The following is a 14,645-nucleotide window of genomic DNA, read 5'->3' as shown; positions in this document are numbered from 1 at the left end:
TGTGTAATGATTATTCATGTCGGCTACGCGTCCTTCGGTGAACGGTAATTCGCCGAGAATTTATTTCTGAGTTGTTCTGAGTAAGGGGGTGGTCGCTGCTCTTCAAGCACATGAGCTAATGTCTTGGTAAAGTAAGTCAGCACTCCCGCATCATGCGTCAATAAATCAGCCCTGATTTCTGGATTCGCGGCCATTTTGCCTTCCAGATTAAAAAGCCTTTTCGATCCAAAAAAACATTTAACATCAGCAGGTTTTAGTCGATCCAGAACGCGAGATACAATTTCCCCATCAAACTTTCCATTTGCGAGATCTTCTCCAACAAAGGCAGTAGCATCAGGCGCTATCATTGGAAATCCCCTTGAAAAACCAAGTAACTCATGCCCTCCCATTCGTACTGCCGCGGCGTGAATAAAAGCAATATCGAGAGTTCCCTCACTTAAAAGTTCGCGCTCGGTGACCACCATTCGATTCATCGGATCCTTGGGGGGCATACGCACACCAGCATAAAGTCTCTCGTTTCCTCGACTCTCACCGATTGCCCGTTTTATATTCGGCCGCTCCACCAGAAGAATATTGTCTCTGTCAATGGAATAGTTGTTCAAATGGTCTTCTATTCTGCCTAATGCTTCCATCAAATAAGTACGATCGACACCAGGCCCAAACGTGTTATCAATGCAATCTGAAACCGCAGAATTAAATCCACTTTCTTTGTTCGACAACATCGCTGCATTTACACTTTCAATTTCAGAAATTGCTTTATCGAGTGAAAAATCAACTTTGCTTCTAGCTTTATCCCACCACTCCCCCTCTTCTTTATACACAAAGCCTATTGGCCTAACCTTGTAAAAATACTCACTGGCATTCCAACTCAACCCTTGGCTGTCAACTCTGCTCGCCGATCCATTCCCACAAAACAAAAACAAATTCAAACCATTCACGTCCCCTGCGGGATCCGTGCTCACCCATCGCTGCAACCAAGGCGCGTAATAGCGATAACCATAGTAATAAAGCCCCGTCAAATCCCTCTCTTTTCCCGAATAACGAATTGTTTTGTACTTCGCCTGAACCTCGCTAGCCCCCGCCCACAGAGCCGTGCCGCCATACGCGTAATAAACCTCCCGACTCAGGACGCTGCCCCACTCATCCAATTCCAGGGTGCATGAGTTCAAATGATTGCTCAGGGAAAAACGCAACTGATCGTTGCGCACATCCGCAGGCTTTCCGGTTTCCCAGTGCAAGGCGCGAACCTGGCTGTGCCCTGCTTCAACACTGATGACATGCCGCTCTTCTCCGGTGGCGGTATCACGATGGATTTCCAGTCCCGACAAGTAGCGAACTTCAGTCCTTAAAGTGCGACTGGCAGCTTGCGTAACGCCAACCTTGCGCAAGCGATGGCCGGGGCGCTCATAACAGTAATGTTCGGCATCATCTGAACCGTCAGGACGGTTGACCATCGTTACGCGGCTCAACTGGTTGCGAACATCCCACGTCATCCGTTGGCCGCGCAAAAGCTCCAGCTGATTGCCGTTCGCATCGAAGCCATCAGTCAGACTCGCTTGATCGGCAACACTGCGATTGCTCTGCAACGACGTAAACATCTCGAAAGTTTCTGCATCGCTGTGGTGGCGCCTTTTCAGGTTGCCGGCCGCGTCGTAATCGAATGCCTGGACGTAATTGCGTAACTGATTGGGATCCAGTGGCGTAGTTTGCCAGCCGGGTAATGCAGGGCCATGGCTGGGTTGGCTGACTTCACTGCCCGTGGCCTCGACCAGTTGGTAAAGGCTGTCATGAACATAACGGTTAACCGGATCAATGCGCTGATTCTTGAAATAACGCGTCGGCTGCGCAAGGTCTTGAAGCGTTACGATGTTGCCGACAGGATCGTACTCATAGTTGAAATCCTGCAGCACACCGCCCTCGCCATTGGGGGACTGCATTTGCAGCAAACGTCCGTCTTCAATGGCGTAGTGGGCAGTACTCACTGCATCATTGCCAGTCTGCTCACTGATGCGGTTACCCGTAGCGTCGTAATGTATATCGTTGACCAGCAAACGCGGAGGTTCCGAGGAGCCAGCGAGTTTGAGTCGGGCGGCGCTAAGTTGCCCCGCCCGGTCGAACTCAAAGAATCTGACATTGCCCGCGGCATCCGTCTGGCAGCGCACTTCTGCCAAAGGGCCATACTTCTGCGTTGACTTGAAAACCTCGTCTTCCAATAGGGCTGACACGGATTCGCACGACCAGTCAGGCAACTCGAGATCACGCAGAAACCGCGTCTGCTCCGATAACAGCAAACCACTCACGCCGTATTCGTCGAGGCTGCGGCTGCCTGCCGGATGATCATGCTGCAACAGTTGGCCGCACTGGTTATGCTCAGCAAACGCGTCAGAGCCATCGCCATAATCAAAACGGTCGCAAACCTTCGGTGAATCCTGCGCCAGATGCTCCGAAACAATCGTCGGCCGCTGCAGATGATCGTATTCGGTGTGCCGTTGACTCCCACGTCCGTCCCAGAAAGAGCGAGCCATACCGGCCTGATCCACCAGACTCAGTTGCCAGCCTGCATCAACGCTGTCCACCAATAGGGACTGGTTTTGCAGATTGTAGGTCGTCGCGAGGTTCGGTTTCGCTGCGCCCCCCCACAATCGAGGATCCCATGACGCTATCTGCCGGCCGGCAGCATCAAAATGATTGCGGGTAATGCGAGGTTCAATGGAAGGATTTTTCGGGTGTCGACAATAGGCAACGCTTCGCACGGCCAGCCCGCGTGAGTCGACGACAGAGAGTGCCGGCGTGTGAGTATCCGTCCATTGCTGACTGTCCATCGCTCCCCCCCTGTCCATGGGATAAAGCTAAGGACATAACCATCAGCCGTCTACTGTCATACCTGACAGGTCAAACGGCTTCAGGCTGCCGAATTCCGAGAAACCGGCACAACTCCTCACGCTTGGCCAACGCATCCCTTCGCCCCAAATCAATCAACTCGCTGCAATACCCCGCCTCGAACAACAGATAACTCAGCACCCCTGCCCCGCTCGTCTTCGTCGCCCCCGGCCCGCGCAAAAACAAGCGCAACGCCGCCGGCAATTCCTGACGATGCCGCGCCGCGATCTCATCAATCGGCTGACTCGGTGAAATCACCAGCACCTCCACCGGCGCCACGCCCAACTCGCGTGTCGGCGTGCCGGCGGGCATCAGATGACTGAATTGGTTGAGCCGCTGCAGCAACTCGATGTCGCTTTCCAGGCTGTCAATGAACGTGCTGTTGAGCATGTGCCCGCCGATCTGCGCGAGTGTCGGCTGTTGCCCGGAGTAGGTGCGTTCCAGCGGCTGCTGCGGATCAAAGCCACGCGGGTTGCCGCTGACGCCGACCACCAGCACGCGACTGGCGCCCAAGTGCAACGCCGGACTGATCGGCGCCGATTGCCGCACCGCGCCGTCGCCGAAATACTCCTCACCGATTTTCACCGGCGCGAACAACAACGGAATCGCCGAGCTGGCCAACAGATGATCGACCGACAATTGCGTCGGCACACCGATGCGCCGATGCCGCAGCCACGAATCAATCGTGCCGCCGCCCTGATAGAACGTCACCGCCTGCCCCGATTCGTAGCCGAACGCCGTCACCGCCACCGCATGCAATTGCTTGCGTGCGATGGATTCGGCGATGCCGGGCAGGTGCAGTTTTTCGTTGAGCAGGTCGCGCAGCGGCGAACTGTTGAGCAGCGCTGCCGGCAGATGTCGACCGAGGCCAAGCAGGCTGTGGCTGACAAAACGGCTGGCCTGACGGATCACACCGGGCCAGTCACTGCGCAGCACGCGATGGCTGCGAAAGCCTTGCCAGAACAGCGTCAGACGTTCGATCGCCGCGCGGAAATCGCTGGCGCCGCTGGCGAGGCTGACCGCGTTGATCGCGCCGGCCGAGGTGCCGACGATTACCGGGAACGGGTTGTCCGCGCCCACCGGCAACAATTCGGCAATCGCTGCCAGCACGCCCACTTGATACGCCGCCCGAGCCCCGCCGCCGGAAAGAATCAAACCTGTGACCGGTTCCGCTGGGCTCATCGCAACACTCCGTGGTGCTTAGGGGATGGGGTGAATCAACCGCGTTTGGCGTACAACTTCGGCTCGCCCGGCGGCCGGCTCTTGAAGCGACGATGCGCCCACAAGTATTGCTCCGGGCAATCGCGCAACACACCTTCAACCCATTGGTTGATGCGCAGGCAATCGGCTTCTTCGGTCTCGCCCGGGAAATCTTCCAGCGGCGGATGCACCACCAGACGATACCCGCTGCCGTCCGCCAGACGCTCCTGAGTGAACGGCACCACCAGCGCCTTACCCAGCCGCGCGAATTTGGTCGTCGCCGTCACCGTCGCCGCCTGAATGCCGAACAGCGGCACGAAGATACTTTGCTTGGCGCCGTAGTCCTGATCCGGCGCGTACCAGATCGCCCGACCGGAACGCAGCAGCTTGAGCATGCCGCGCACGTCGTCGCGCTCCACCGCCAGCGAATCGAGGTTGTGCCGCTCACGGCCCTGACGCTGGATGAAATCGAACAACGGATTTTTGTGCTCGCGGTACATGCCGTCGATGGTGTGCTGTTGGCCGAGCAGTGCCGCGCCGATTTCCAGCGTAGTGAAATGCACCGCCATCAGGATCACGCCTTTGCCTTCGCGCTGGGCTTTCTGCAAATGCTCCAGCCCTTCGACGTGGGCGAGTTTGGCCAGACGCTCACGCGACCACCACCAGCTCATCGCCATTTCAAAAAAAGCGATGCCGGTCGAGGCGAAATTTTCCTTGAGCAGGCGTTTGCGCTCCGCCGCGGATTTTTCCGGGAAGCACAGTTCAAGATTACGCTTGGCAATGCGCCGCCGGTCGCCGGCGAAGCGATACATCAACGCACCCAAAAATCGACCGATGGTCAGCAACGCCGGATACGGCAGCTGCACGATCAGCCACAAAAGCCCCAAGCCGCACCAGAGCGGCCAGAAGCGTGGAGCAAGAAATGCTTTTCGAAAACGCGGGCGATCCATTAAAGCTTCCGTAAATACAGTGGCCGCGCATTCTACATCGTTCGACCCGGCTTGCGGCCTGCGGGCGTTCTCGTTATAAGTCTCGGCACTTTTAGTGACAAGCCGTTGTATGCCGACATGAGCAAAACCGAACCGTTAAACCAAGATCCCGTGTTCCAGCTAAAGGGCAGCATGCTGGCCATTACCGTGCTGGAACTGGCCCGTAACGACCTCGACAGCCTCGATCGGCAATTGGCCGCCAAAGTTGCGCAGGCGCCGAATTTCTTCAGCAACGCGCCGCTGGTTCTGGCCCTGGACAAACTGCCGCCGAGCGAAGGCGCGGTCGACCTGCCAGGTTTGATGCGTGTGTGCCGTCAACATGGCCTGCGCACCCTGGCGATTCGCGCCAGCCGCATCGAAGACATTGCCGCCGCCATCGCCATCGACATTCCGGTGCTGCCGCCGTCCGGTGCCCGTGAACGCCCGCTGGAGATGCCCGAAGCCGAAGTCAAAAAGAAGCCGGAAAAGCCGCCAGAACCGACCGTCAAACAGACCCGCGTCATCACCACGCCAGTACGTGGTGGCCAACAGATATACGCGCAGGGTGGCGATTTGGTCGTGGTCTCCTCGGTCAGTCCGGGGGCGGAACTTCTTGCCGATGGCAACATCCATGTATACGGCCCGATGCGTGGCCGTGCGCTGGCCGGCGTGAAGGGTGACACCAAGGCACGGATTTTCTGTCAGCAATTGAGCGCTGAACTGATCTCCATCGCCGGTCATTACAAGGTTTCCGAGGATTTACGCCGCGATCCAATGTGGGGCTCGGGCGTACAGGTCAGCCTGTCGGGCGACGTGTTGAACATCATTCGGCTTTAACGGATACTGCCGCATTTTCCAAGCATCTCTAAAACGTAGCGAAAACGGCTCAAACGAAGTAGGAAAAAGGCCTAAAGCCAAATTCCAGCCAAGGCTGTCCGACTGCAGTAGTTTTCAAGAGATGTTTTTCAGGGGCTAAAAAGTCCTTCTTCCTTAGGGGTGAAACACCTTGGCCAAGATTCTCGTGGTTACATCCGGCAAGGGTGGTGTGGGTAAGACCACCACCAGCGCCGCTATCGGTACCGGCCTCGCTCTGCGCGGCCACAAAACAGTGATCGTCGACTTCGACGTGGGCCTGCGTAACCTTGACTTGATCATGGGTTGCGAGCGCCGCGTGGTGTATGACTTCGTCAACGTGGTCAATGGCGAAGCCAACCTGCAACAGGCGCTGATCAAAGACAAGCGCCTGGAAAACCTCTACGTGCTGGCCGCCAGCCAGACCCGCGACAAAGACGCGCTGACCGTCGAAGGCGTGGAAAAAGTCCTGATGGAGCTCAAGGAACAATTTGAGTTCGTCGTCTGCGACTCCCCGGCGGGCATCGAAAAAGGCGCACACCTGGCCATGTACTTCGCTGATGAAGCGATCGTCGTGACCAACCCGGAAGTGTCCTCGGTACGAGATTCGGACCGCATGCTCGGCCTGCTGGCGAGCAAATCGCGTCGCGCCGAACGTGGCGAAGACCCGATCAAGGAACACCTGCTGATCACTCGCTACCATCCAGAGCGTGTGGAAAAGGGCGAGATGCTTGGCGTTGAAGACGTCAAGGAAATCCTCTCGGTCACCCTGCTCGGCGTGATCCCGGAATCCCAGGCGGTGCTCAAGGCATCCAACCAGGGCGTGCCGGTGATTCTCGACGACCAGAGCGATGCCGGTCAGGCTTATAGCGATACCGTCGACCGTTTGCTGGGCAAAGAAAAAGCCCACCGTTTCCTCGATGTCGAGAAGAAGGGATTCTTCGAGCGCCTGTTTGGAGGTAGGTAATGAACCTTTTTGACTTCTTTCGTGCCAACAAAAAGCCAAGTACCGCCTCGGTAGCGAAAGAGCGTCTACAGATCATCGTGGCGCATGAGCGCGGCCAGCGCAGCACGCCGGATTACCTGCCAGCCTTGCAGAAGGAACTGGTCGACGTGATCCGCAAGTACGTCAACATCGGCAACGACGACGTACATGTTGCACTGGAAAGCCAGGGCAGTTGCTCGATTCTGGAACTCAACATCACCCTGCCCGATCGCTGAGTCGATTGGGTAGTCGCTACGGCGGCTCGGGGCCAACAAGCTTTTGTAGGAGCTGCGGCACGCTGCGATCTTTTGCTCTTGTTGTTAAAAGATCAAAAGATCGCAGCGTGCCGCAGCTCCTACAGGGAATGTGGTCCCCGAGCCGCCGTTGGCATTTGTTACGAGGCTGTTTTAATGCCGTTGTCCAACATCCACATCATCCATCAGGACGCCGCTGTACTGGTGGTGAACAAACCGACGTTGCTGCTCTCGGTGCCCGGTCGCGCCGACGACAACAAGGATTGCCTGATTACCCGTCTGCAGGAAAACGGCTACCCGGAAGCGCGCATCGTCCATCGTCTGGACTGGGAAACCTCCGGCATCATTCTGCTGGCCCGTGACGCCGACACGCATCGTGAACTGTCGCGCCAGTTTCATGACCGTGAAACCGAAAAGGCCTACACCGCGTTGGCCTGGGGTCAGCCGGAACTGGACAGCGGCAGCATCGATTTGCCCCTGCGCTACGACCCGCCGACCAAGCCGCGCCATGTGGTTGATCACGAATTCGGCAAACATGCGCTGACCTTCTGGCGCGTGCTGGAACGTTGTGGCGACTGGTGCCGCGTCGAGCTGACGCCGATCACCGGCCGTTCGCACCAGTTGCGCGTGCACATGCTGTCCATCGGTCATCCGCTGCTGGGCGACGGGCTCTACGCCCATGAACAAGCCTTGGCGGCCTGGCCGCGTTTGTGTCTGCACGCGAGTATGTTGAGCTTCACCCATCCCCAGACCGGCGAACGCTTGCGCTTCGAATGCCCGGCACCGTTTTAAGGATTTTTGTTTCGGATGAGTTGTATTGATTCCCTCGCCACACCCCTGAAAAAAACCCGCCAGCAGTTGCTGTACCTGATTTACGGCAATCAGGATGTCTACCGCCGCGAGGCCAAGTTCAGCATCCTCACCGTGTTGTCCCAGGCGAAAAACGGCCAGCTCCCGGCGATCAGGATTCTCACTGATCGCCCGCAAGATTACGCCGGCTGGCCGGTCGACACGGTGTTCCTCGATGAAGCCACGCTGACGCGCTGGCAAGGCGAAAACGGCTACCACCATCGCCGTAAGGCCTGCGCCATCGCCGCCGGCATGCAGTGGGCGGAGAAGACGCTGTTCGTCGACACCGACACGCTGTTCACTGATCATCCCAGCCGTCTGCTCGATGCCATCGGAGAGGATTGCTCGGTCATGGATCGCTTCGAGTACGACTGGAAAGACGTGCACCAGCGCAGCGACTATCTGAAGCTTGCGCGCGACCTCAGTGCGTATGGCGTGACGCCGGACAACGGCTTCAAGCTCTACAACAGCGGCCTGTGCGGTGTCACCGAAAACGATCTGGATCTGTTCGAAGAGTCGATCCGCATGATCGATCAATGCACGGTCGGCGGGTTCGAGATTCACACCATCGAGCAGATCGCCTTGTCTTATGCCATGCGTGAACGCCGGGTCGTGGAAGCGCGAAAATACGTCTATCACTACTTCGCCGAAAAGCGTTTTTTCCATGCGATGCAGACGTACTTCTTCTCCCAGCATGGCGAAACGTTCAGTCAGCGACTGGTGGATCTGTGCCGCGACGTGCCGCGAGTCAAACCGTTCCCGTCGGCCTGGCAGCGCCTGAAAATCAAATGGAAACTGCGCCACCAGAGCGGCGCCTTGCGCAAGGTCGGTCGAGACTTGTTGTATGGCAGCGCTGCACCGGATGATCCGTACTACAGCGCCTGTCGCCATGAGTGGTGGGAATGTGCGTCGCGGGAGATTCTGCGCTGGGACGAGAGCCGGCAGAAAAAGCTCCTGAGCCAGAGCCGCTGGCCAAAACAGCTGCCACGCCCGGACAAGCCGGAAGACGAGAAAGTCATCATGCGCTACCTGAAAAAACGCGTGTTCAGCCCGCGCTAACCAACCCCACCCTCTGTAGGAGCTGCGGCACGCTGCGATCTTTTGATTCTGCTTTTTGAAATCAAAATCAAAAGATCGCAGCGTGCCGCAGCTCCTACAGGGATCGAATTCCCCTCCCGATGCGTTAAACTCCCGGCCATTGCTGTCTGGAGCTTGTTATGCGCGAAGAGTTGAACCAAGGCCTGATCGACTTCCTCAAGGCCTCCCCTACCCCGTTCCACGCCACCGCCAGTCTTGTGCAGCGTCTGGAGGCCGCCGGTTTTGTGCGCCTCGACGAGCGCGAGCCGTGGACCACCGAGCCTAACGGCCGCTATTACGTTACTCGTAATGACTCCTCGATCGTCGCGATCAAAATGGGCCGCACTTCACCCCTGCACGGTGGCATCCGTCTGGTTGGCGCGCACACCGACAGCCCGTGCCTGCGCGTCAAACCACAGCCGGAACTGCAGCGTCAGGGCTTCTGGCAACTGGGCGTTGAAGTGTATGGCGGCGCACTGCTGGCGCCGTGGTTCGACCGCGATCTGTCGCTGGCCGGCCGCGTCACCTTCCGCCGCGATGGCAAGGTCGAAAGCCAACTGATCGACTTCAAGGTGCCGATCGCGATCATTCCCAACCTGGCCATTCACCTCAACCGTGAAGCCAATCAGGGCTGGGCGATCAACGCGCAGACCGAGCTGCCGCCGATCCTTGCGCAATTCGCTGGGGACGAACGCGTCGATTTCCGCGCCGTGCTCACCGATCAACTGGCCCGCGAACACGGCTTGAACGCCGACGTCGTGCTCGATTACGAGCTGAGCTTCTACGACACACAAAGTGCTGCAGTGATTGGCCTGAATGGCGACTTCATTGCCGGCGCGCGTCTCGACAACTTGCTGTCGTGCTACGCCGGACTGCAAGCGCTGCTGACTGCCGAAACCGACGAAACTTGCGTGCTGGTCTGCAACGATCACGAAGAAGTCGGCTCCTGCTCGGCCTGCGGCGCTGACGGCCCGATGCTCGAACAAACCCTGCGCCGTCTGCTGCCGGAAGGTGACGAGTTCGTTCGCACCATCCAGAAATCCCTGCTGGTCTCGGCCGACAACGCCCACGGCGTGCACCCGAACTACGCCGACAAGCACGACGCCAACCACGGCCCGAAACTCAACGCTGGCCCGGTGATCAAGGTCAACAGCAACCAGCGGTACGCCACCAACAGCGAAACCGCCGGCTTCTTCCGCCATCTGTGCATGGCCGAAGAAGTGCCGGTGCAAAGCTTCGTAGTGCGCAGCGACATGGGCTGCGGCTCGACCATCGGCCCGATCACCGCCAGCCACCTCGGTGTGCGCACCGTCGATATCGGCCTGCCGACCTTCGCCATGCACTCGATCCGCGAACTGTGCGGCAGCCATGATCTGGCACATCTGGTGAAAGTGCTGAGCGCGTTTTACGCCTGCCGCGATTTGCCTTAAAAGCCTTAAAAGCTTCGCGAGCAAGCTCTGCTCCTACACAAGCCTCACCTCTGTAGGAGCAAGGCTTGCCCGCGATGAGGCCGGTTCAGCCAGCACAAATTTCATCAAGAAACCGGCTCAACTCTGATACACATCAGCACCTCCCAAACAAAAGCCACCTAGACTTTAATCATCCCTTTCGACAAGGCTGTCTCCATGATCACGATGTCTTCGTTTCACGCCATGCTCATTCCGATCCTGTGCGGAATGCTCCTGCTGGCCATCGGCTTCAACTTCCGCGACAAGAACGCCGGTGTTTTCGCCATGTGGGTCGGCATGCTGTTGATCCTCGCCACCGTGGTTTACAAGATCCTCGCCAAACTCAACGAATAACCGCGCACCGGCTCGCATTGCAGCAGGCGGGCTCGTACACTCGTTCGATCCGCCCATTGCGAGGTTGACCGCCTAGTGTTTGCTCGTCTTTTTGCTTTACCCAGTCTGTTCCTCGTCTGCCTGATGACGCTGCTGCCGCTGGCGCCTGCCCAGGCGGTCGGTCTGCCCGGCCTGCTCAACACCAACAAGGCCCAGCCCGAAGCGCAGGAACCCCTCGGTCAATCCCTCGACGAAGTCATCAAGTCGCTGGAAAACGACAAGCAACGCGCGCAACTGCTCACCGACCTGAAAAAGCTGCGCGACGCCACGAAAAAAGCCCAGACCACACCTGAAGAAGGCGTGCTCGGCCTGATCGGCGGCACCCTCGCCAATTTCGAAAAACAATTCACCGGCGCTGACAGCCCGCTCAATCGCTGGTCTGCCGAGTTCGATCTGGCCAAAGATGAATTCAGCGCCTTGATGATGCCGGCCAGCGAATGGCTGCCGGTAATCTTCGGTTTCGCCATGATTCTGATGGTATGGAGCCTGCTCGCCGCTGCGCTGATCTGGCTCAGTCATCGCGTGCGCATGCGTTTTGGTCTGACCGAAGAACTGCCGCAACACCCCAAAGCCCTCGACATGTTGCGCTTCGCCCTGCGCAAACTCGGGCCGTGGCTGATCGCCTTGGTCATCACCGTTTACATGAGTTACGCCTTGCCGTCCTCGCTGGGTAAAAGCCTGGCGATGGTGTTGGCGTACGCATTGGTGGTCGGCACCTGCTTCTCGGCGATCTGCGTGATTGCTTTCTCCCTGCTCGATGGCCCGCACCGCCATCGCGCGCTGTACATCCTGCGTCATCAGGCGTTCCGGCCGTTGTGGCTGATCGGCAGCTTCGCCGCGTTCGGTGAGGCGCTGAATGATCCGCGTCTGATCGAAAGCCTCGGCGTGCATCTGGCCCACACCGCCGCGACCGTCGCCAACGTCCTCGCGGCAATTTCAACCGGCCTGTTCATTCTGCGGTTCCGCCGACCGATTGCGCACCTGATCCGCAACCAGCCCCTGTCGCGACGCCTGACCCGCCGCGCCCTCAGCGACACCATCGATATCCTCGGTACCTTCTGGTACGTCCCGGCGCTGGTGCTGGTGGGGATTTCGCTGTTCGCGACGTTCTTCTCCGCCGGCGACACCAGCACTGCTTTGCGCCAATCGATGATCTGCACGGTGTTGCTGGTGTTGTGCATGGTGATCAACGGCCTGGTGCGTCGCCACTCGCTGAAACCGCAGCGCGGGGCTAAACGCCATGCGCTGTATTCGGAACGACTGAAAAACTTCTTCTACACCCTCGCCCATCTGCTGGTGTGGCTGGCGTTTATCGAGTTGGGTCTGCGGGTGTGGGGCAAGTCGCTGATCACTTTCGCAGAAGGCGACGGGCATGACGTCAGCGTCAAACTGTTCAGCCTCGCTGGCACGCTGCTGTTTGCCTGGCTGATCTGGATTCTTTCTGATACGGCTGTGCACCACGCCCTCACCCGCTCGCGCAAAGGCCTGGCCAATGCCCGCGCGCAAACGATGATGCCGCTGATCCGCAACGTGCTGTTCGTGGCGATTTTCATCATCGCGCTGATCGTCGCGCTGGCGAACATGGGCATGAACGTTACGCCACTGCTGGCCGGTGCCGGTGTGATCGGTCTGGCCATCGGTTTCGGTGCGCAGTCGCTGGTTGCCGACTTGATTACCGGCCTGTTCATCATCATCGAAGATTCGCTGGCCATCGATGACTACGTCGACGTCGGCGGCCACCTCGGTACCGTCGAAGGCCTGACCATCCGCACCGTGCGCCTGCGCGACATCGACGGCATCGTCCACACCATCCCGTTCAGCGAAATCAAAAGCATCAAGAACTACTCCCGCGAATTCGGCTACGCGATCTTCCGCGTCGCGGTGCCGTACAACATGGAAATCGACGACGCGATCAAACTAATGCGCGACGTCGGCCAGAAGATGCGCACCGATCCTCTGCAACGGCGCAATATCTGGTCGCCGCTGGAAATTCAGGGTGTCGAAAGTTTTGAGTCGGGTAGCGCGATTTTGCGTGCACGGTTCAAGACGGCGCCAATCAAACAGTGGGAAGTGTCGCGGGCGTTCAACTTGTCGCTGAAGCGGCATCTGGATGAAGCCGGACTGGATCTGGCGACACCGAGGATGAGTATTCAGATGGTGCCGGGGGGGAGTCAGCTGGATAAGCAGTAATAAAAAACGCAGCGCGAAACTCCGCGCTGCGTACAACTGGGTTTACACAACGGTTAATACAAAGGGTGTAGCCTTACTGAAGTACGGCTGATCTTCCGTATACTTCCTCCATGTGCCATCGCCGGCCGGGGCGAAATAATAAACACTTTCATCAATAGTCTCGTGTTTGACTTTATGAGCTGCGTTCAAGAAGTTGTATCGCGCATCCACATCCCAATCAAACAAGTCTGCGCCGCCAAACAGCAATACATCTGCATTCTCTGTAGAGCCGACCAGATACACCACCTTTTCACCCGACGATTGTGTGTTGGCGAGTGGCGCCCCTTCACCATCACTGACATAAAACTCAATACCTTGCTGTTGTATGCGCAGATACCCTTCCGTTTCCATTCCGACAACGCCCTTGCCTTCATCAGTGCGTCCCAGACTTATCGAATATCTACCGTAACTCCCGTAGAAATAGAACACGGTCGGTTCAACACCCGAGCGCATTGCCGCTACTCGTCCAGTCTCCGTCACAGAAATAGGGTTACCGTAAGCAGTCAACGTGCCCTTAAAGCTTTCCTTGCTGCAATCTTCATCACCAAACATACAACATCCTTATTTAAATCAATGCAAGTCAGATTTGACCTGCATTTACTTTAAACAAGACAACCAAACTTAAAAATCGAAAACAAACCACTAGTTATTTCAACAAATCATATAAAAAGTTCAAAGCACATCCACTCCAACATGAATCGCATCATGCCGCCAAAACTCCAGATCACAATCAATCAACCGCTCATGCTGATCATAATTAACCCGAGCAATCCGTAACCCCGGACTCCCCACCGACACCCGCAAAGCCGCCGCCGCATCCACCGACAAAGACGTCGGCACAATCTCAAAGCGCACCCGCCCATAGTGCAAATCGTAATGCCGCGCATACAACTCAGTAATCGACTGATTCAAATCAAACTCAAGAATCCCCGGAAAAAACTGCGGATTCAAATAGTGCTCCACATACAACACCAACCGCCCGTCAATCCGCCGCGACCGGCAAATCTGAATCACGCTGGACAGCGCCGGCAACTGCAACCACTCGCATACCGCCGCTGACGCCGGTTGCAGCCGCGCCGAAATCACCTCGGTCGACGGCACCCGCCCCTGCGCACTGACCATCGCGTGAAAGTGACTGCGTTGCATCAGGTTATAGGCCAGACGCGGCGGCGACACGAACCAGCCGCGTCGCTCCTCACGATAAATCTGCCCCTGCGCCTCCAACTGCAACAACGCCTCACGCACAGTAATCCGCGTGGTGCCAAACAACTCACTGAGCTTACGCTCGGCCGGCAACTTGCTGCCCGCCGCCAACAGCCCATGATCGAGCTGCTCCTGCAAGACCTGGCCAATGGCTGTCACCGCTTTTGTTGCCTCATCGCGCATCAACGTTACCTATCTGGACTAGACCAGCACTGTTTCGGGGCAAAACCGCACGGCGATCAAACCGTTTTGCGGTGTTGCAAGCCTAGGCAGTACAGATGACCGAGAGATGACAAAACTACCCGAC

The 14,645-nt window shown here is 57.6% G+C and carries 13 protein-coding genes; 8 read left to right on the top strand and 5 right to left on the bottom strand.

Features of this window, described 5'->3' with window-relative positions; genetic code table 11:
* Positions 1–23: 23 nt before the first annotated feature.
* The 3 genes from AD669_RS08350 to AD669_RS08340 all read right to left on the bottom strand — a co-directional run bounded on the left by AD669_RS08350 (position 24) and on the right by AD669_RS08340 (position 5,030).
* Entirely contained in the window at positions 24–2,822 is a 2,799-nt protein-coding gene (locus tag AD669_RS08350; RefSeq protein WP_172680091.1) for an RHS repeat domain-containing protein, read from the bottom strand.
* Between the two features lie 70 nt (positions 2,823–2,892).
* Positions 2,893–4,062 (bottom strand): patatin-like phospholipase family protein, encoded by a 1,170-nt coding sequence (locus tag AD669_RS08345; RefSeq protein WP_053118642.1) that lies wholly within the window; start codon positions 4,060–4,062, stop codon positions 2,893–2,895.
* A 35-nt stretch (positions 4,063–4,097) separates the two neighbouring features.
* A complete protein-coding gene (locus AD669_RS08340; RefSeq protein WP_053118640.1) occupies positions 4,098–5,030 on the bottom strand; it encodes a lipid A biosynthesis lauroyl acyltransferase in 933 nt (310 codons plus the stop codon).
* Between the two features lie 117 nt (positions 5,031–5,147).
* Between AD669_RS08340 and minC the strand changes: the two genes are divergently transcribed.
* From minC to AD669_RS08305, 8 genes are all read left to right on the top strand, one after another.
* On the top strand, positions 5,148–5,885 hold the full coding sequence (gene minC / locus AD669_RS08335) for a septum site-determining protein MinC (protein WP_053118637.1): 738 nt from the start codon (positions 5,148–5,150) through the stop codon (positions 5,883–5,885).
* A 169-nt stretch (positions 5,886–6,054) separates the two neighbouring features.
* Positions 6,055–6,867 carry a septum site-determining protein MinD gene (gene minD / locus AD669_RS08330; RefSeq protein WP_007913953.1) on the top strand — a complete coding sequence of 271 codons (813 nt, stop codon included), beginning with the start codon at positions 6,055–6,057 and terminating at the stop codon, positions 6,865–6,867.
* Positions 6,867–7,121, top strand: a complete 255-nt coding sequence (gene minE, locus AD669_RS08325; protein ID WP_003223146.1) for a cell division topological specificity factor MinE — start codon at positions 6,867–6,869, stop codon at positions 7,119–7,121. The genes minD and minE overlap by 1 nt, the downstream gene beginning before the upstream one ends.
* Positions 7,122–7,295: 174 nt before the next feature.
* Positions 7,296–7,931, top strand: a complete 636-nt coding sequence (locus AD669_RS08320) for an RluA family pseudouridine synthase (protein ID WP_034151766.1) — start codon at positions 7,296–7,298, stop codon at positions 7,929–7,931.
* Positions 7,932–7,946: 15 nt separating this feature from the next.
* Entirely contained in the window at positions 7,947–9,047 is a 1,101-nt protein-coding gene (locus tag AD669_RS08315; RefSeq protein ID WP_053118635.1) for a hypothetical protein, read from the top strand.
* A gap of 158 nt (positions 9,048–9,205) precedes the next feature.
* A complete protein-coding gene (locus AD669_RS08310) occupies positions 9,206–10,495 on the top strand; it encodes a M18 family aminopeptidase (RefSeq protein WP_053118633.1) in 1,290 nt (429 codons plus the stop codon).
* Between the two features lie 195 nt (positions 10,496–10,690).
* Complete coding sequence (locus AD669_RS28565) at positions 10,691–10,867, top strand: hypothetical protein (RefSeq protein WP_172680090.1); 177 nt, start codon at positions 10,691–10,693, stop codon at positions 10,865–10,867.
* Between the two features lie 75 nt (positions 10,868–10,942).
* Positions 10,943–13,096: a mechanosensitive ion channel family protein gene (locus AD669_RS08305; protein ID WP_053118631.1), complete on the top strand. Its 2,154-nt coding sequence runs from the start codon at positions 10,943–10,945 to the stop codon at positions 13,094–13,096.
* 42 nt (positions 13,097–13,138) lie between these two features.
* Here AD669_RS08305 and AD669_RS08300 read toward each other — a convergent pair whose 3' ends face one another.
* Together AD669_RS08300 and AD669_RS08295 are read right to left on the bottom strand one after the other, a co-directional pair.
* Positions 13,139–13,687 carry a hypothetical protein gene (locus tag AD669_RS08300; protein WP_053118629.1) on the bottom strand — a complete coding sequence of 183 codons (549 nt, stop codon included), beginning with the start codon at positions 13,685–13,687 and terminating at the stop codon, positions 13,139–13,141.
* A gap of 120 nt (positions 13,688–13,807) precedes the next feature.
* Positions 13,808–14,521, bottom strand: coding sequence for a UTRA domain-containing protein (locus AD669_RS08295; protein WP_053118627.1), 714 nt, complete (start codon positions 14,519–14,521; stop codon positions 13,808–13,810).
* Positions 14,522–14,645: the final 124 nt, after the last annotated feature.

Source organism: Pseudomonas sp. P1.31, from assembly GCF_001269815.1.
Classification (GTDB): domain Bacteria; phylum Pseudomonadota; class Gammaproteobacteria; order Pseudomonadales; family Pseudomonadaceae; genus Aquipseudomonas; species Aquipseudomonas rustica.
The sequence above is the reverse complement of the archived record's forward strand: the minus strand, read 5'-3'. Positions and strand labels throughout refer to the sequence as shown.